The organism is Microbulbifer sp. SAOS-129_SWC, from assembly GCF_039696035.1.
Classification (GTDB): Bacteria; Pseudomonadota; Gammaproteobacteria; order Pseudomonadales; family Cellvibrionaceae; genus Microbulbifer.
Window position 1 is genome coordinate 3758323 of the sequence record NZ_CP155567.1, and the last position, 18061, is coordinate 3776383.

Annotated in this window: 12 protein-coding genes; 8 read left to right on the forward strand and 4 right to left on the reverse strand. The window is 61.1% G+C overall.

All coding sequences use genetic code 11. The annotated features are described in order from the left end of the window. Window positions 1-343 precede the first annotated feature (343 nt). The 4 genes from pstS to pstB all read left to right on the forward strand — a co-directional run bounded on the left by pstS (window position 344) and on the right by pstB (window position 4205). Window positions 344-1390 (forward strand): phosphate ABC transporter substrate-binding protein PstS, encoded by a 1047-nt coding sequence (gene pstS / locus ABDK11_RS16195; protein WP_346837555.1) that lies wholly within the window; start codon window positions 344-346, stop codon window positions 1388-1390. A 111-nt stretch (window positions 1391-1501) separates the two neighbouring features. Continuing rightward, window positions 1502-2476, forward strand: a complete 975-nt coding sequence (gene pstC, locus ABDK11_RS16200) for a phosphate ABC transporter permease subunit PstC (protein WP_346837556.1) — start codon at window positions 1502-1504, stop codon at window positions 2474-2476. Then, entirely contained in the window at window positions 2473-3381 is a 909-nt protein-coding gene (gene pstA, locus ABDK11_RS16205; RefSeq protein WP_346837557.1) for a phosphate ABC transporter permease PstA, read from the forward strand. Before pstC ends, pstA begins: the two co-directional genes overlap by 4 nt. Before the next feature lie 14 nt (window positions 3382-3395). Next, window positions 3396-4205, forward strand: a complete 810-nt coding sequence (gene pstB / locus ABDK11_RS16210; RefSeq protein WP_346837558.1) for a phosphate ABC transporter ATP-binding protein PstB — start codon at window positions 3396-3398, stop codon at window positions 4203-4205. A 59-nt stretch (window positions 4206-4264) separates the two neighbouring features. Here the strand turns inward: pstB and ABDK11_RS16215 are convergent, their stop codons facing one another. The 3 genes from ABDK11_RS16215 to ABDK11_RS16225 form a co-directional block, all read right to left on the reverse strand. Beyond that, on the reverse strand, window positions 4265-6238 hold the full coding sequence (locus tag ABDK11_RS16215) for a phytase (RefSeq protein ID WP_346837559.1): 1974 nt from the start codon (window positions 6236-6238) through the stop codon (window positions 4265-4267). A 130-nt stretch (window positions 6239-6368) separates the two neighbouring features. Next, window positions 6369-8966 carry a TonB-dependent receptor gene (locus ABDK11_RS16220; protein ID WP_346837560.1) on the reverse strand — a complete coding sequence of 866 codons (2598 nt, stop codon included), beginning with the start codon at window positions 8964-8966 and terminating at the stop codon, window positions 6369-6371. 182 nt (window positions 8967-9148) lie between these two features. Continuing rightward, window positions 9149-10954 carry a diguanylate cyclase gene (locus tag ABDK11_RS16225; RefSeq protein WP_346837561.1) on the reverse strand — a complete coding sequence of 602 codons (1806 nt, stop codon included), beginning with the start codon at window positions 10952-10954 and terminating at the stop codon, window positions 9149-9151. A gap of 348 nt (window positions 10955-11302) precedes the next feature. Here ABDK11_RS16225 and ABDK11_RS16230 point away from each other — a divergent pair, with 348 nt between their 5' ends. The 3 genes from ABDK11_RS16230 to ABDK11_RS16240 are packed head-to-tail and all read left to right on the forward strand — an operon-like array spanning window position 11303 to window position 15520. Further along, entirely contained in the window at window positions 11303-12088 is a 786-nt protein-coding gene (locus ABDK11_RS16230; RefSeq protein ID WP_346837562.1) for a lipase family protein, read from the forward strand. A 25-nt stretch (window positions 12089-12113) separates the two neighbouring features. Beyond that, window positions 12114-14264, forward strand: coding sequence for a di-heme-cytochrome C peroxidase (locus tag ABDK11_RS16235; RefSeq protein ID WP_346837563.1), 2151 nt, complete (start codon window positions 12114-12116; stop codon window positions 14262-14264). Beyond that, a complete protein-coding gene (locus tag ABDK11_RS16240; protein ID WP_346837564.1) occupies window positions 14261-15520 on the forward strand; it encodes a catalase family protein in 1260 nt (419 codons plus the stop codon). Before ABDK11_RS16235 ends, ABDK11_RS16240 begins: the two co-directional genes overlap by 4 nt. A 13-nt stretch (window positions 15521-15533) precedes the next feature. Here the strand turns inward: ABDK11_RS16240 and ABDK11_RS16245 are convergent, their stop codons facing one another. Continuing rightward, window positions 15534-16142, reverse strand: coding sequence for a MarC family protein (locus ABDK11_RS16245; RefSeq protein WP_346837565.1), 609 nt, complete (start codon window positions 16140-16142; stop codon window positions 15534-15536). 116 nt (window positions 16143-16258) lie between these two features. On the opposite strand from ABDK11_RS16245, the gene aceK reads away from it, so the two are divergent. Further along, window positions 16259-18010: a bifunctional isocitrate dehydrogenase kinase/phosphatase gene (gene aceK / locus ABDK11_RS16250; protein ID WP_346837566.1), complete on the forward strand. Its 1752-nt coding sequence runs from the start codon at window positions 16259-16261 to the stop codon at window positions 18008-18010. Window positions 18011-18061: the final 51 nt, after the last annotated feature.

Here is an 18061-nt window from a genome sequence, read left to right on the forward strand (position 1 = left end):
CCGGCACTTTGTTGCAGCATGTAACATTTTTGCAACCTTCATGTAGCATCATCCGCCGTCAAGTGAAGAGGGACGAGAACTGTCACAAAACTGTCATAGTTATGCTTCACTTTACCGGCGCAATACCTACTTATTGTCTATAGACTGCGCTCGACAAGCACCTGTGTTGAGCCAGTTGCACCGGTCAACGGTGGTCTGCGGCGTTACGTAAACGGCCAGGATTGCCTTTATCCACTCAAATACCTGTTTCCTAACGAGGTCAATCATGATTGGAAAGCAGATGTACTCTAGCAAGACCGCGCGCAGCTTGATCACTTTCGCTGCGACATGCGCAACGGCGCTGATGATTACTGCATGCTCTAAAGAAGCGCCAGGATCTGCCCAACCCGAAGATGCCAGCGCCACCACCAGTGCAGTGAAACTGAACGGCTCAGGTGCCAGCTTCCCCTTCCCCATCTACTCCAAGTGGTTCAAGGACTTTTCGCGTGAGGAAAGCAATATCCGCGTGGACTACCAGGCCAAGGGCAGCGGCGCCGGTATTCAGGACTTTATCAACGGTGTGGTGGATTTCGCCGCTTCCGATGCCGCGATGAAAGAGAAGGAAATCGCCCAGGTCAAGCAGGGCGCCGTGCTGCTGCCGATGACTGCCGGCGAAGTGGTACTGGCCTATCACCTGGATGGCGTTGATACCCTGAAGCTGCCGCGCGATGTCTACCCGCAGATCTTCATGGGCAAGATCACCCGCTGGAACGACCCCAAAATTGCGGCCGCCAACCCGGGTGTCAACCTGCCGGACGAAAAGATTACTGTCGTCGCCCGCTCCGATTCCTCCGGTACCTCTTTCGTATTTACCGGTCACCTGAGCGCCATCAACCCGGAGTTTGCCTCCTCTGTCGGCCACGCCAAGTCACCCAACTGGCCCACGTCTGCCAACTTCGTCAAAGCACCGAAAAACGACGGTGTCGCCGCGCAGATCAAGCAGAACCCGGGCGCTATCGGCTACGTTGAATACGGTTATGCCAAACTGACCGGCCTGCCGGTGGCAGAACTGCAAAACAAGTCCGGCAAGTTTGTTGCTCCGGGACCCGAATCCGGTGCTGCTGCACTGGCCAGCGTCGAGTTTCCGGCCGGCACCCTGCCCGGAAGCCAGGTACCGAACCTGATCGCCTGGGCCTCCGACCCCAGCGGCGCCGATGCCTACCCGATCGCCAGCTTCACCTGGCTGCTGGCCTACGCCAAGCAGGACAAGCAGAAGGCGGCCGCCATACGCAAACTGGTAGACTACATGCTGAGCGACGCGGCTCAGGGACAGGCGGACAGCCTCGGCTACATTCCGCTCCCGCAAGCAGTGCGCACCAAGGTACGTGAAGCGGCCAAGTTCATCCAGTAACGCACAAACGACCAGCCGTTCTTGCTACGGCTGGTTGCAAAAGATATAAGTGCTCCGGTCCGAACTATTCGGACCGGAGCATTTGCTATTTAGGTACGATAGATTTTCGCTATGAAAAAAACGCTGTTTGACCACAAAATCGGCAAAGGCATCACGCGCCCGCCAGCCAACCTGGAGCTCTATGGCGACGCGGGCTTTCGCGCCTTTTCCATTGTTTGCGCGTGGTCGATCATCTTTTTAATTCTGTTCATTCTGTGGATGATTGGCGAGCAGGCGCTGCCGGCGATGGAGCGATACGGCCTGCACTTCCTGACGGGGACCACCTGGGACGTCAACAAAGAGAACTTTTCTGTTCTGCCGGAAATCTGGGGCACTATCTACAGCTCGATGCTGGCCCTGCTCGGTGGCGGGGTACTGGGTATTACCGTGGCCATCTTTCTCACCGAAAACTTTATTCACGATCGCCTTGCCTACCTGTTCCGCCTGATGATTGAGCTCCTCGCCGCAATCCCCTCGGTGGTGTATGGACTGTGGGGCATCTATGTTCTGATCCCGCTGTTGCGCCCTGTCGCCCACACGCTGCACGAATATTTCAGCTGGATCCCGTTTTTCGAAACGGAACTGAGCGGTCCCGGGATGGCGCCAGCAGCACTGGTGCTGGCGATCATGATTCTCCCCACTGTCGCCGCTATCTCGGTGGACGCCTTCCGGCAGATTCCAGCCAAAGTGAAGGAAGCCACTTACGGCATGGGTACCACCCGCGCAGAAGCGATCTTCAAAGTACTGATACCCACCGCCTCATCCGGACTGCTGGCCGCGCTGGTCCTCGGCTTCGGACGCGCACTGGGAGAAACCATGGCGCTTGCCATGCTCATCGGTAACAGTAACCAGATCAGCCTGTCCTGGTTTTCTCCGGCAAACACCCTGGCCTCGCTGATGGCCTCAAGCTTCCCGGAGGCGGGCAAAGTGGAAGCGCAGGCATTGATGTACGCAGCGCTGGTGCTGTTGCTGATCACATTCCTGGTGAATCTCGGAGGACTCTTTATTCAACAGGCGACGATGCGTAAATTCGAGGGCATCAAGTGAAAGATCTGAAAACGCCCAAGCAGCTGAAAAAAGAGGGATGGAAAGGACTCAATCTCCAGAAAGAACCCTTTGAAACCCGCTCACTGACCAACAGTGCATTCACTGCCTGCGCCTGGGCCCTGGCCCTGCTGGCAGCGATCCCGCTGTTTTCAATCGTGGCGATGCTGCTGAAAAATGGCGGATCGCGCCTGATCAGTGCGGAATTCCTGTCGGTCTTGTCGGATCTCCCCCCCGCCGGGTTTGAGGCCGGCGGCGGTATAGGGCCGGCGATTGTCGGCACCCTGGTCATGGTCGGGATTGCCAGCGCCATCGCCATACCGCTGGGAATACTGACGGCCGTCTCCATCAAGATGCTGGATTCTGGCAGTATTCTGGCGCGCGCAGCGCACTTTATCGCCAAGGTCCTCACCGGTTTCCCGTCTATTCTGGCCGGGGTGTTTGTCTACGCGATCCTGGTCGTGCACTTCGGCTACTCCGCCGTGGCCGGCGGCGTGGGTCTGGCAGTACTGATGTTGCCAACCGTCATCATCGCCACCGAGGAAGCGCTGGGCCAGGTGCCGAAACGCATGACCGATGCCGCCTTTGGCATGGGCTGCACCCGCACACAGGTCATGTGGAAGATTACCCTGCCCACCGCCCTGCCCAGTATCATGACCGGCGTCATGCTGGCCGTGGCCGGGGCTGCCGGCGAGTCCGCCCCGCTGCTGTTCACCGCACTGTTCAGCAACTACTACCTGTCGAGTTTGAGTGAACCTACCGCGTCACTGTCCGTGCTGATATTCAATTTCTCCGGAATGCCGTTTGAGAACCAGATTGAACTTGCCTGGACCGCCTCACTCGTACTGGTCATTATCGTGCTCATTTTGAACATCATTGCCCGCGCAATCGGCCGCAAGAAATTTTGAGAGCTGAATCCGTTATGCTTCCCCGCAGTCAAGAACCCGATACTTCACCCTCAGAAACAGTCATCGACTGTCGTATAGACAAGATCCACTACGGCGATTTTCTCGCTGTGCGCAACAGCCATGTGCCGATTGAACAGAACAAAATCACTGGTTTCATCGGCCCGTCAGGTTGCGGCAAAAGCACGGTGCTGCGCTGCCTCAACCGGATGAACGACCTGATCAGCAGCTTTCGTTTTGAGGGCAAGGTTCTGTACCACGATCAGGATATCTACGCCGCGGGCGTGGATCCGGTGGTGGTACGCCGCTACATCGGCATGGTTTTCCAGCAGCCCAACCCCTTTTCCATGAGCATTTACGACAACGTGGCCTTTGGCCTGCGGCTCAATCGCTTCAAAGGCGATCTGGACAAGAAAGTGGAAAAAGCGCTCAAGCGCGCCGCACTCTGGAATGAGGTCAAGGACAAACTCAAGGCGAGCGGGCTCTCGCTCTCGGGTGGCCAGCAGCAGCGCCTGTGCATCGCCCGCGCGATCGCCTCGGAACCGGATGTGCTGTTGATGGACGAGCCCTGCTCTGCCCTGGACCCCATCGCCACCCGCCAGATCGAAGAGTTGATGCTCGAGCTGAAAAAGCGCTATACCGTGGCGATCGTCACGCACAATATGCAGCAGGCCATGCGCGTTGCCGACACGACCGCGTTCTTTTCCGTGGATATTTCCGAGGGCGGGCGCACCGGCTACCTGGTGGAAATGGGCAATACCGAGCAGGTCTTCGAGAATCCACAGGAACACCTGACCAAGGAATACATCTCCGGCGAATTCAGCTGAAGCCCGGCCAGCAACGGGATATTGTGGCGCATACTGCCGGCCGCGACCGGAGACACCGGTTACAGGCGCAGTTTCGCCGCAATACTGTCCCAGGCCACCAGCTTGAAGTTCTGCGCCTCGCTGGGCAAGCGGTTGCGCCCATCCTGTACCACCAGTAATCCCTGCGGGTAATCGGCCCCCAGCGCGGCGCTGGTCACGTCGAGGCCGTCGGTCTCGGAGCTACCGTCGATACCGCGCTGCAGGTCGGCGCCGACGCGGAAACGGCCGAGAAAGCGGCTGCCGTCACGGCTGTAGAGGGCGTAGCTGTTACTGCCCTGGCTGGATACCACCAAATAGCCGCTGTCGCCGTCGACATAGAGGCTCATGCCCTCCACATCATCCACCAGGTTGTGGCCGTCCACCTCGGCCACCAGCTGCGGATGCCCCTCGCCCGCGAGAAAGGCGTTCATATCCAGCCGCCAGATGCCGCGGTCCTCCTCACCGAAGAACAGCGTCTGGCGTGCGTCGTCGGTCACGCAGCCCTCGGTCTGGCTCGCCACCTTCACGGTACCGCGCGGCTTGAGTCGCCAGTCGCGGTCGCGATCTTCGAAAGCGATTTCCAGCAACTGCAGGCCGCCCTCCTTATCGGTGACCCAGACGTAGGTGCGGTGGTCGCGACGGAACATACACAGACCATAGGGATCGGGCATCGCCAGCGGGCGCCACCCCAGACTCTGCACCTCACCGCCAGCGGTGATCCCGAACAGGTTGATCCCCGCCGTGCTGCGGTTGGAGGCCGCGGCGATCGCACTGAAGCCGGGCACATCGGTCGGGCGCAGGTCGACGTTATTGAGGCGACCGACCGGGAAGTGCTGCCGCAGCGCACCGGACAGGTCGTAGACATTCAGGCCGCTCTTCTTGTCGGTGCCGAGAATCCGGCTCGCCGCGCTGTCCCGCGGGTTGACCCAGATGGCCGGGTCGTCGGCGGCGTCGCCGCCGGACGTCACCGGCGCCGTCTCTGCGCGCGGCTTCACCATCACCATGGCCGACGCTGCCGGCGCAGGCCGCGCCGGCGGCAGACTGACGGAGAAGCGTTCGACGCGCTTTCCTTCGTCCTCCAGTGCCAGCAGCTCGCCAGTGCGCCACACTGCGGACACCGGCTGCAGCTGCGCTAGATCACGTGCGAAAATTTCACTGTCGCCGGGGTCGCTGCCACCCTCGCCCTTGTCGCCGAGGCGGTAGGCGCGCACCTGCCGGCCGCTGGTGAACCACAGTCTGTCCGCCCCTTTTTCCAGCCACAGGCCACCAAAGTCGTCGCCGAGCGCGCCACCGGCGACAAACACCCCGCGCGCCTCATCGCGTTCGGCATTGCTGTTAAGGCGCCAGATACCCAGCGGCGGCTGCGCGACATACAAGTGCCCGCGCGCATCATCGACGGCGCAGCTGCTGACCTGTTCGCCGAAATACAGCGGTCGCACGTCGCGCAGTCGCCATTGGCTATTGCTGCTGGCGCTGCCGGGCGCCAGCGCGTACTCGCGGCCGAGTCCGTCTTCGTCGATGGCGAACAGGTGGCTGTGATCCGCCTGGCGGGAAAAGCACAGCGCCACCTGCGGCGCCGCGGTCTTGTGTGCGGTGAGCAGCTGTAACTGCGGCATTCCATCGGCGTTGGTGGACAGACGGCGCAGGGCGAGTTCACCGCGATTTTTATCGTAGCTGGCCAGCAGCCAGCTGCCGTCCACCTGCGGCTGCAGGGCGAAGCGCTCTATCTTGCCGCGCTGCAGGGACAGCACCTCTGCGCCACTGTCATCCAGCAATACCAGGCCGCGGGTTTCACTGGCCAGCAGCAGGTAGGACTGGCCGTCCAGCGCCAGCGTATCCAGCTGGTCGGCCACCACATTGTCCAGCGGCAGCGCCGACTCCGTACGCAGTGGCGCAGCAGCGCGTTTTTCTGTGGTGCCTTTATCCGTAATGCCCTGTTCCGCACCACCGCAGCCCAGCAGTAGCGCGCAGAGTGCGGTGGCGATGGAGAGCGTTCGCAGTGGTTGGTGTCGCATTGTGCCGGTATCCGTATCACTCGCCGGTGCCAGAGTGGCGCCTTTTTTCCAACAAAAAGGTATCGGGCGCACTCAAAGCCAAAAAAGACCGGCCTCGCAAGAGGCCGGTCCTTGATTTTTCAATGATTGGTTAAAAAGTGCTGTAGCTGAGACCGAGCACATATGTCGGGCCGTACTTCTCGTACTGGCCGTTGTAACCGGAGTTCTCGATATACAGGGGTTCGTCGTTCAGGTTGACGCCGCTGAACGACAGTTTCAGGCCGTTGGCAAACCGGTATTTCGCCGACAGGTCCACCTGCATATGGCTGTCCTGGTAGCTGTCCAGTGCCGCGTCTTCGCTGTTCACTGCCACCAGGCGTTCGCCGGTGAAGCTGGTGGACAGACGCAGGCTGAAGGCGTCGCGCTCGTAGCCGATAATAAAGTTACCCACCAGGTCCGACTGCGACGGCAGCGCAATCTTGCTGCTGCGGCCGGCGCCGGCGCCGAGCCCCAGATCCGCTTCGGAATCGGACACGGTGGCGTTGGCGCGCAGCAACAGACCGTTGTCAAAACCCTGGGTCCAGGACAGTTCTGCACCGGTCAGGGTCGCCGTGTCGCCGTTGATCGGCCGCAGGATTTCCGCATCGTCCACCACCAGGCTGCCCACGTACTGGGTCAGGTCGGTACTGGCGGTCACATCGGCGGTAACCACGAAGTTGTCGATCGCCTTGTGGAACACCCCCACGGAAAACATGCCCACGCGATCGGTGTAGTATTCGGCGGAGAGGTCGAAGTTCTGCGCCTCGTAGGGATCCAGCGCCGGGTTGCCCGCCTCCACTTTCAGCTCGCCGTCATCGTACTCGATCTCCTTGGCGGACGGATTGAGCTTGCCGAACGACGGGCGCGACAGGGATTCGGTGTAGGCGGCGCGCAACACGACGTTGTCGGTCAGGTCGTACTTGAAATTGACGCTGGGGAACAGGTCGTTGTAATCGCGCTGATAGCTCTCGCCACTGACGTAGACACCCTCGGCGACTTGCTCGGCACCGGCGATAGGCGCACCGGATTCGATCACGCGATTGCCATCGGCGGAAAAATCGGTTTTCTCATAGCGCAACCCGTAAACCAGGTTGGCACGGTCGAATTCGATCGTGTGCATCGCGTACAGAGCGGTGACGTCCTCGTCCATGACATAATCGCGCGCGGAGTCCAGCGCAGTGGCTGTCTCGTCCACGGTGAAGTTGGCGCGATTGGCGCTGATGAAACGGTTCAGCGCGCCCTTGTCGACGCCGGGGCCGAAAGCGGCCAGGCCGTAGTCGACCCGGCGCATGGCGAAGTCGGCCAGGGTATAGTCACCGCCGAAGCCGTCGTAGGTGGTGGCGTTGAGATCGCCGGTTTTTTCCCGGTTGCGCTGCTGCACACCGAACTTCAGTTCGGTCTGGTTGCCGGCCAGTTGCAGGTCGCGGCGCAGATCGAGGCGGAAGCTGACTTCCTCGTCGTCGGTGAAATTGTTCTCGACGACAATTTCGTCCAGCCCGTAACGGGACGGGTCGGTGGCCGCAGCGCTATCACTGGCGAACAGGTCGGGTGTGCGGCCGGCACTGGTGTAGCCGATTTCCAGCCCCTTCTGCTGGAAGGCGGTGTCGCGCCGATTCGGTTCATTCTCCTCGGCGCGCGAGTAACCCAGCGCGTACTCCAGCCCCCACAGATCCAGATCGTGCTCGCCGCCAGCAATCACCGACAGGATCTTCTGCTCCTCGTAGCGGTCTTTCAGCGATTTCTTGATGCGCGCATCAGACCAGGTGGCCGAGCTTGCGGTGATGGTCTGCAGGTCGCCCTTATCCAGCTTGTACTCGTTGCGCTGGCGCTCTTCGTCGTCGGAAAAATCGGAGTAGAGGCTGTGCAGGTACAACTTGCCGGTGTCGCTCAGGCGGAAGTCCAGGTTGGCAGCCAGGCCGGTGCGCTCGCGGGTGATGGTGTAGTCGCGCTGCTCGATTTCCGGTGCACCGAAGGCTTCGGAACCGTCTTCCGCCTGCATCCTCTCCCAGACGCCATCGGTCTCCTCGTTCTCGGAACCGAAGTTGCGCTGTTGGTGGCTGGCGGCGATGGCCAGACCCAGCTGGCGGCCGCCGTCGAGCTCAAATACGTTGGTGAATTTGGCCGCGAGCTTGGGGCTGTGCTCGCCCTGCAGGTCGCTGTAGCTGTTTTCCACACCGATCTTGTAGGCGCTGCCGTCGTGATCGAGCGCATTCAGGCTCTTGATCTCGATGGCACCACCGATGGAATCGGCGCTCATATCCGGGGTCAGCGTCTTGGATACCTCGAGGCTCGCCAGCAGGTCTGACGGAATCACGTCCAGGGCCACCGCGCGGGTGTCGGCTTCCGGCGCCGGCAGACTCATACCGCTGATAGTGGTGGCGTTCAGGCTGGGATCAATACCGCGCACTCCGACGAAGCGGCCCTCGCCCTGGTCGCGGGCGATAAAAACACCCGGCATCCGCTGCAGCGCCTCGGTGACATTGGCATCCGGCAGTTCGCCGATGGCATCGGCGGTCTGTACCGCGACCACCTTGTTGGAATGGCGCTGACGATCGATATCACTGCGCGCGTTGGCAGCCTGGGCGGTAACTTGTACCGTCTCCATCGAGGCGCTGCTATCGTCGGCGGCGGCGTTGATCGAAATAATTGCGGTGGCGAGCGCGGTCAGCGGCAGGACCAGCCGGCGCGCAGTGCGAGCGTCGTTTTTCATAGCATCCCCATTCCCGTTTTTTAAGCGGTGATTTTTCTTGAATGGAGTGCAGGCTAGTCAGCTTATATGAAAAGTGCGTGACGCTTTTTTTAAATTTGTCCTGCCGCGACACGGCGAGGATAGGTGCGGGTTCTGAGCCCGATGGCCGGTTTTACCAGCCGCCGGGTCGTGCCTTCGGGGAGTTACCAGGCGAGCGCCTCTACCGCGCGATCCCGGCCCTGTTGCTTGGCCTCGTACAATGCCTTGTCGGCGCAGTGCAGCAGCTCGTCGACACTCGCCTCGCAGCGGAAGTAAGCGACGCCGATACTGGCGGTAAATCGCAGCGGGCCATTCGGGGCTGTCAATTCCACTGCGGCAATCTCGTCGCGCAAACGCCGGGCCATCTCCATCGCCCCGTGGCGGTCTTCGTTCAGCAGCAGCGCAAATTCCTCGCCGCCGATACGCCCGAACAGGTCGATGTCGCGAATATGGTTGGCGATCGCCGCGCTGAACGCGCACAGCGCGTCATCACCAATGGCGTGACCGTGGGTGTCATTGATGGATTTGAAATGATCGATATCCAGCATCAACAGGCACAACGGCAGGCTTTTGCGTTTGGCCAGATCGAGCCGGATTTCCGCCTCGGCAAAGAAGCTGCGGCGATTGTGAATGCCGGTGAGGAGGTCGGTTCTGGCCTCCCGTTCGGCCAGCACTTTGGCCGCCTCCAGCTCGTGGGTGCGGGCACGCACCTGGGTTTCCAGTTCTGCCTTGGAGTGCTCCAGCTGTCTCCTGTAGCGCTGCTCCGCCTCCTCTTTCTGCTGACGCAGCCGCCGCACCTTGATACCCATGGCCACCATGATGGTAATCATCTCGATAAACGAGGCCACCGGCGGCCAGTAATAATTGACCGTGGTATGTGCAACCAGGCCCAGGTCGCGCAGTGCCTGTACCACCAGGCCGATTACCAGCAGGCTCCATGCCAGGCCGAACAGCAGTGCCTCGCGATTCCCCTGACGCCAGCGCACCAGGGCCGCAATCGAAATGAGCGGATAGAGCAGCAGCGCGATGGTCATCGAGATAATCGACAGCGCGGTGAGATTCAGCGCGGCACAGGTCAGCAGGAAGCAGGCATTGACCATCTTGAACTTCAGCAGATAGTCGAATCGGGGAATATGTTCGGCGGTGCGCAGGAACATCCGCGAAAACCAGACCCCACAGAAAATCGACAGCCCCCCGGCCAGCGATATGTAATTCCAGTGGAAGTGCTCGGTCAGCAGGTACTGATGGGTGTACCCCAGGATGGTCGACCAGGCGATGACTTTGGACGCGGCGTAAATGGAATAGGTGTAGTAGACCCGGGTCCGCGAGGCGACGCCAGCCAGTAGGGAGAAAACTGCCATCAGGCTGAAGCCGCCGAACAGAAACCCCAGCACATAGGTTTCCAGGTTGTTTTCCGCCCGCAGCGCCCGAGGCTTCCAGATACGCATGGCCGGCACGACAAAGCCCAGCTCGTCGGAGCTGAACTTGATCATCAGCTCGCTGCTCTCACCGGCCGGAATGGTCAGCGGTACAACGAAGCGGTTGTGGGGGACCGGGCGCGCGGAAAACGAGTCGCTCATCGCCATCTTTGCCAGCAGGTGGAACTGCGGAACAACTTCCGCAGTACTGCCCGCGCTGGCCGCCTGCGGCGTGGTCAACGGTCTCTGGTAGGCCTCCAGCCGAATCAGCTGGTGATCGACATATTCGATATGCAGGGTCAGGTCGCTATCGGTGGTATTTCTGAGTATCACATGGGACCAGAAAGCGCCCGCCTGCAGGCCCGTCGAACCCGCACTGTGTAGCGGCGCGAAATCGCCATGACGATAGGCCCGATAGGCCGACACCAGATCACTCCTGCCTTCTTTATCGTGCCATATCTCCGCCTGTCCGGTCGTGGTGCCTCCGAGCTCCTGCTTGCCGACAGCAATGGATTGCTGCGCGAGGCAACTCAGGGGCAGCAGGATAAGCATGGCCAGCAGCAGCCTGGCCCACTGGTACCGTCCGGGGAGAGATACCGACGTTCGACAGGTTCTTGTGTACTTGTGCCTGTTCAATCGAAAAATATTCATCGGAATACGGTTGGCTAGGAGTTTTTCGTTTTTATAATGCTCGGCTCTAATGCATGCCAGCACCGTGGTCTGAAGACGCCAAGATTACTACAATCGCCGGCCAACCGGGATGAATTTACCTGTGCGAGCAGACCTGATTTACGGGATTGACAGGAAAGTTCAATCTTCGCTGCATCATAACCCGGCACTGAGACCGCCATCGAACCCTTTCGGTTCATTCGCCGGCACAAAGAAACAGGGAGAGCAGAGTTGCAGCAGGTCAATTTCCAGCAGGTGAACTGGTACGCGGCGCGCGCGGCCGCGGCCTACCAGTCCGAGGCCGACATCCGCAAGTCCTACCCCGACACGGCTCTGGTTTCCACCAGCGGCGGTGAGGTGCAGTACTTCCTCGAACGCGAGACCAATCCGAAGCGGCAGGTCATCGTGATTCGCGGCACCGACAATCTCCGCAATGCCGGCGAGGATGCCGACTATGTCGAGTCCGAAAACCCGCGGCTCGGCATTTACGTACACCGGGGCTTCGACCAGACCGCGATACAGATCTACCGTGCCCTGTTACCGCAGCTGGACAAGCGGCTGCCGGTCCTGCTCACCGGCCACTCCCTCGGTGCGGCGATATCCACCCTGTTGATGATGTACCTGCACGAGGACGGCTTCACGCTGGGCCCGTCGATCAATTTTGGCCAACCCAAGGTGACCAATAAGGCGGGCGCAGCGAAGTACCACTTTCTGCCGCTGCTGCGTGTCGTCGACGAAAACGACCTGGTGCCGCTGGTGCCGCCCGACGACCTGATCGACGCCATCCACGGAGGCTACGCCCATTTCGGTCCGGAGCTGATGCTGCTGGAGGGCGAGTACTACGTCTATGAGAACGCCCACCAGAGCCGCCAGGGCGCGGTCACGTCCTTCTGGAAAAACCTCGCTGACCTGAGCGTTAGCGAACACTACATGCAGAAATACCTGCGCAATATTACCTCGAAACTGGCACACGCGATTCAGGTCAAGTACAGCCAGCGCGAAGAATTTATCCAATAACAATCACTATTTCTCAGGGGGATCCATGTCACTCGCACGGCTGATGCGACTTCGACTCGCGAGCCTGGGCAGGCACATCAAGGCGCTGCCCGGCAAACTCTTCTTCGGCACCTGGCACTGGTTGAGACGCCTCGCTCGCGCACTGGCCGCCCTGTGGTGCGCACTGGGGCCGCGCTGGCTCAGGGTCTGCCTGGTCCTCGCCGCAGTGGTGCTGGTTGGTTATGGCAAGCTGGCCGCCTACCTCAAACCCAATCTCACCGAGGAGCATATCTACCGTCTGCAATACCTGAACGACGGCTGGACCGACGAGCAGCGCCACACCTTTTACTACACCCCGCAGGGTACCGAACTGCTGGGTATGGACTACGACTGGCTCGTGAATCTGGAGCTGCCGCTGTCCCACGAGCGCCTCGCCAGCGCCGCCAATATGCGCGGCTGGGGCTTTGTGGTGGCACCGGGTCAGCGCCCCGACCGCCTCAATCCGGGTAACCTGCCGGTAGGGCTGACCATGCATACCGACCCGACCAGCGGCCGGCAGCGGCTGGATTTCGGCTGCGCCACCTGCCACACCGGCGAGCTGCACTACAAGGGCACCGCCCTGCGCGTCGACGGCGGCCAGGCGATGCAGAGCCTGTCCAATCCCAAGCGCGGTGAATTCATCACCACCCTGGGCGCCTCCGTGTTCGAGACACTGCTCAACCCGGCCAAGTGGGACAGATTCGCCACCCGCGTCGCCGGTGCGGACGAAGACAAGCGCAGTGCACTGAAAAAAGAATTCTGGCAGTTTGCCCACCGCCTGAAGAAATTCAGCAACAGCGCCGGTGCGCCCAAATACTACCCGGTGGAAGAGGGACGCGGACGTATCGACGCGGTCGGGCGGATCGCCAATGTGGTGTTCGGCTATCGCCTGAACGAACCGGACAATTACCGGCCGGCAGATGCCCCGGCCAGCTTCCCCTTCCTGTGGGATATCTGGCGTTTTGACTGGGTGCAGTACACCGGCTTCACCAACCAGGCCATGGCCCGCAACATCGGTGAAACTCTGGGCGTACTGGCGCCGATCAAACTGCTCGACGCCGACGGCCAGGTCCTCAAGGGTGCCGACTTCGGCCAGACCTCGATCGACCTGGAAGGACTGCACTGCGTCGAGGGGCTGCTGCGCAAACTGAAGCCGCCGAAGTGGCCGGAGCCCGTGCTGGGCAAGATTGATATCGCCAAAGCACGTACCGGCAAGGCGCTGTTCGAAGGGCGCTGCGCCTACTGCCACGGCCCGCACCGGAGCAAATCCTATCGCTGGCCCATCGCTGACAACCCGTCGGCGACGGTGCCCGGGCAGATCGCCACCAACTGGCAGTGGGACATGGACGGTGAGGTCAGTCGCAGCGACGGCAACGCCTACCGCGATGACTGGCGCAGCACCATGTGGTCGCTGCCGTGGATCAGCACCAAGGTGATCGGCACCGACAGCAAGCTGGCGGACAACTACATCGACAACCGCTACGACCTGGGCAAGCTGTTCCCCGGCGCGAAACCCGCGAATGCCGGCGAGGGCCTGCAGCTGCTGCTCAACGACCTGGTGCCGAAACTCTACGGCCGCGAGGGGATCGAGGGCGCGCAGCAGGTGGCGGACTTCGACGGCCTCAACGTGCCATTTCGCATCGAGAACCAGCGCGCCTACAAGGCCAGGCCCCTGCACGGCGTGTGGGCAACCCCGCCGTTCCTGCACAACGGCTCGGTACCCACCATCTACGACCTGCTGTCGCCGCTGCGCGCGCGGCCGAAGACCTTTTACGTGGGCAACCGCGAATACGATCCAAACAAGCTCGGCTATGTCACCGCCTATTCGCCCGGCAGCTTCCTGATGGACACCAGCATCGACGGCAACCGCAACACCGGCCACCTGTTTACCGATGTGGATATGCCCGGCCGGATCGGCAACCTGCTCAGCGAGGAACAGCGCTACGCGATCATCGAGTACCTCAAAGTCATGGGCAACCCGGATTTCGACACCGCCCTCGGTGGCGACCCGATGGACTGGAATCACTATGCGCAGGCGCCGCAAGACAATTCCACCGCCCGCGCCTGCACCGCCGCCCACGGACAACCGCTGACCGTCGCCGACCGTGGCCCGGTACGTAAGAGCGCGCCGCAGAGCGCACAGGAGGACGCACAGTGATCCGCAGATACCTTCTCTCAATCGCGCTGCTCAGCAGCGCCACCCTGGCCGACACGCCGCCACAGCGGGACACTATCGAGCTGGACACGCTGGGCATGGAAATCTCCGCAGAGGAAAAGCAGGCGATTGTGCGCGCAATGGAACTGGGGCGCGAGATCTCGCGCAAGGCGGAAAAGATCAACGGCTTGCCCTACCGCCGCGACGCCCATGCCAAGGCCACCGGCTGTGTGCGCGCGACTTTTTCGATCAATGGCGATATCCCGGCACAGTTCCGGCACAGCGTGTTCGCCGAACCCGGACGCGCATACCACGCGTGGATCCGCTTTTCCAACGGCGACATGACCGTACAGGCAGACTCGAAACCCGATGCCCGCGGCATGGCGATCAAGCTGCTGGACGTCAGCGGGGAGAAAATCGCCCCGGAACTGCAGGGGCCGGCGACGCAGGATTTCATCATGACCAACACGCCTGCGTTCTTTAACCGCAACATCTACGACTACGTGGACAACATGAGTTACCTGGCCAACCTGGATCGCACCGGTTGGTTCTTCGGGCTGGCGCCGCCGCGCTTCCACCCGAAGCTGTTCTACCGCGCTGCGCAGACGGTGTCCTCCAAGATCAACTCGCCACTCGCGCCGCAGTATTACTCGATGCTGCCCTACCAGCTCGGCGACACGGCGCTGAAGTTCTCCGCGCGCCCGTGCCCGGGCATGCAGTTCGCCGCCGACGGCAAGCACGCGGACAGCAATTACCTCACCGAGGCCATGGCGCAGCAGCTGGATGGCGGCGCGGCCTGCTTCGATTTCATGGTGCAGCAAAGGATGCCCGGGGCGGATATGCCGCTGGACGACGCCGCGGTGATCTGGTCGGAAAGCGCCTCGCCGTTCGTGCCGGTCGCGCGCATCAATATCCCCGCACAGTCGTTTTCCGGTGAGGCACAGCAGGAGTTCTGCGAGAACCTGTCGATGAACCCCTGGCACGGTGTCGGCGAGTGGCAGCCGCTGGGCAGCCTGAATCGCGCCCGCCGGCTGGTGTACCACGCCGTATCGCAGTTCCGGCACGGCGCCAACCAGGTCGCCATGTCCGAGCCCGACAGCTGGTGCCTGGATGGCGAATCCCAGTGCGATTTATCCGCGGACTTCCACCACAGCAAGGCCCGCTGGCCGCTGCCGCGCTGCTTCGATCCAATGTACCGGCCGCTGGACGGTTCGGAGCCGCAGTCGGAATGCCCGCAGAAGGATGGCGGGCGCTATTAGGCCGGGCGGCCTGTTAGACGGAAAAGAACTGCTGGATCCCCAGCAGTACATTGGTGGTGGCCACCGAGGCGAGGATCAGGCCCATCACCCGGCTGACGATGCTGGCGCCGGCGCTGCCGATCCAGCGGTAGATCCAGCCGGCGGTGAGCAGGATCAGCAACACGATGGCCAGCACCGCCAGCATGGCTGTGGCGGTGCGCGCCTGGTGGATGAAATCGAAGCGGTAATTGTCGGTCAGGACCACCGCCGCCAGCATGGCACCGGGCGAGGCGATGGAGGGCACGGCCAGCGGGAAGATGGCCGTCTCGTGCCCGCCCTGCACTATCTCCAGCTCGCTCTCCGGCTTGCCCTCACCAAAAATCATCGTCAGTGCGAACAGGAACAGCACCGCGCCACCGGCCACCTGGAAGGCCGACAGCGGCACGCCGATGTTCTCCAGCAGGTACTGCCCGGCAAGCAGGAAGAAAAACAGAATACCGGTGGCCACCACCACGGCCATCAGGGCAATTCTGCGTTTCTGCCAGTCGGCGTGACGCGCGGTCACGGCAATGAACACCGGCAGGGTGCCCACCGGATCGATCACCGCAAAGAAAAAGACAAAGCTGCTGATCCAATCGTTCAAGTGAAGCTCCGCGACAGCGTGCTACTATCGGCTTGAACCTCTTTGCCGGCGCGGCCCAGGGCTGCGCCGGCAGAGGGCGGGCGTTGATTCGAATACCCAAATGAAAAGTCTAGTGCATGACCAATCACTCGCCGACCGCGCGCCGTATCGCCAAGACCATCCTCAACGGTTTTGACGCCTATTTCGCGGATTACCAGAACATCACCCTCGGCGCCAAGGCCCGCTTCGAAACCGCCGCCTGGCAGGCGGTACATCAGGGCAACAAAGAGCGTATCGATCTCTACAAGACCAAGGTCAACCAGGTATTGAAACTGGTGCACTCGGTGACCAGCAAAGACACCAGCATGCTCGACCTGTGGCGCGATGCCCGCGCCACCTACGCGCAACTGATTGCCAACCACAGCAATTACGAGATTGCCGAGACGTTCTTCAACTCGGTGTTCTGCAGCCAGTTCCAGCACGCACATATCCACGACAGCAACATCTTCGTCAAGCCGTCGCGCACGCCGGACGACAAGCCGCTGCGGGACTACAGCATCTATATCAGCTACAGCGGCCGGGACGGCCTCGAATATATGATCGAGGACATTCTCAACGACTACGGCTTCTCGGTGCCCTGGGAAAACCTGCCGCGGGATGTCGGCAATATCTGTACAGCGTTGCGCGCGGTACCACTGGCCGGGCTCAGGAGCGAGAAAAACCTGCGTGTGGACATGCTGGAATCGGTGTTCTACCGCAACAAGGCCGCCTACCTGGTGGGGCGCATGATGTTCGACGGCGAGGTGATCCCGCTGATCCTGCCGTGCCTGAACAACGGCCGCGGCGGCATTTTTGTCGACACCGTCCTCTACAGCAACGATTCCGCCAGTATCATTTTCAGTTTCACCCGCTCCTACTTCATGGTGGACGCGCCTATCCCGTCGCGCTTCGTGCGCTTCCTGTCCACCATCATGCCGCTCAAGGAACGCTCGGAACTGTACAATTCGATCGGCTTCCACAAACACGGCAAGACCGAGTTCTACCGCCATATCCTCGCCCACATGAAAGTGAGCAACGACAAGTTCACCATCGCGCCGGGGATCAAGGGCATGGTCATGAGCGTATTTACGCTGCCCTCCTACCCGGTGGTGTTCAAGGTGATCAAGGACAGGTTCGACCGCCCCAAAACGGTTACCGAGGCCATCGTCAAGGAAAAGTACCGCTTCGTATCCCGCTCCGACCGGGTCGGGCGCATGGCAGACACCCAGGAATACACCAACTTTATTTTCTACCGCAACCGCTTCAGTGACGAGCTGCTGGCGGAACTGCAGGAGCTGGCGCCGTCGAAGCTGGTAATCGACGACAAGTGGGTCATCATCAAGCACCTGTATGTGGAGCGGCGTATGGAGCCACTCAACCTGTACCTGCAACATGCCAGCGAAGCGGAAACCCGCGAGGCGATGGAAGAATATGGCAATGCGATCAAGCAACTGGCCGCCGCCAATATTTTCCCCGGCGATATGCTGCTGAAGAATTTCGGCGTCACCCGTCACGGCCGCGTGGTCTTCTACGACTACGACGAATTGTGCCCACTGACCGAGTGCAATTTCCGCAAGATCCCCGAGCCGCGAACCGCCGAACAGGAGCTGGCCGACCGGCCCTGGTATACGGTGGCGGAAGCCGATGTATTCCCGGAAGAATTCCGCCTGTTTTTCTCCGGCAACCCGGTTGCGCGCAAGGCCTTCGAGGACGAACACAGCAACCTTTACGACTACCGTTTCTGGCGTCGCCTGCAGGACCGGATCCGCGCCGGGCATATCGAGAGCGCCTTCCCCTACCGCCGCGCGTGGCGCTTCAAGCGTCGGTCGCATCGCACGGCGAATTCCTGAAATCGGGCCCTGTTGCGGCTATAGTGAAAAGAGTTGCGCGATACGCCAATG

Excerpts from the sequence above, each read along its gene's own strand:
- pstS (WP_346837555.1), top strand. The coding sequence starts at position 344 with ATGATTACTGCATGCTCTAAAGAAGCGCCAGGATCTGCCCAACCCGAA.
- ABDK11_RS16215 (WP_346837559.1), bottom strand. The coding sequence starts at position 6,238 with ATGCGACACCAACCACTGCGAACGCTCTCCATCGCCACCGCACTCTGC.
- pstC (WP_346837556.1), top strand. The coding sequence starts at position 1,502 with ATGAAAAAAACGCTGTTTGACCACAAAATCGGCAAAGGCATCACGCGC.
- aceK (WP_346837566.1), top strand. The coding sequence starts at position 16,259 with ATGACCAATCACTCGCCGACCGCGCGCCGTATCGCCAAGACCATCCTC.
- ABDK11_RS16235 (WP_346837563.1), top strand. The coding sequence starts at position 12,114 with ATGTCACTCGCACGGCTGATGCGACTTCGACTCGCGAGCCTGGGCAGG.
- pstB (WP_346837558.1), top strand. The coding sequence starts at position 3,396 with ATGCTTCCCCGCAGTCAAGAACCCGATACTTCACCCTCAGAAACAGTC.
- ABDK11_RS16225 (WP_346837561.1), bottom strand. The coding sequence starts at position 10,954 with ATGCTTATCCTGCTGCCCCTGAGTTGCCTCGCGCAGCAATCCATTGCT.
- ABDK11_RS16220 (WP_346837560.1), bottom strand. The coding sequence starts at position 8,966 with ATGAAAAACGACGCTCGCACTGCGCGCCGGCTGGTCCTGCCGCTGACC.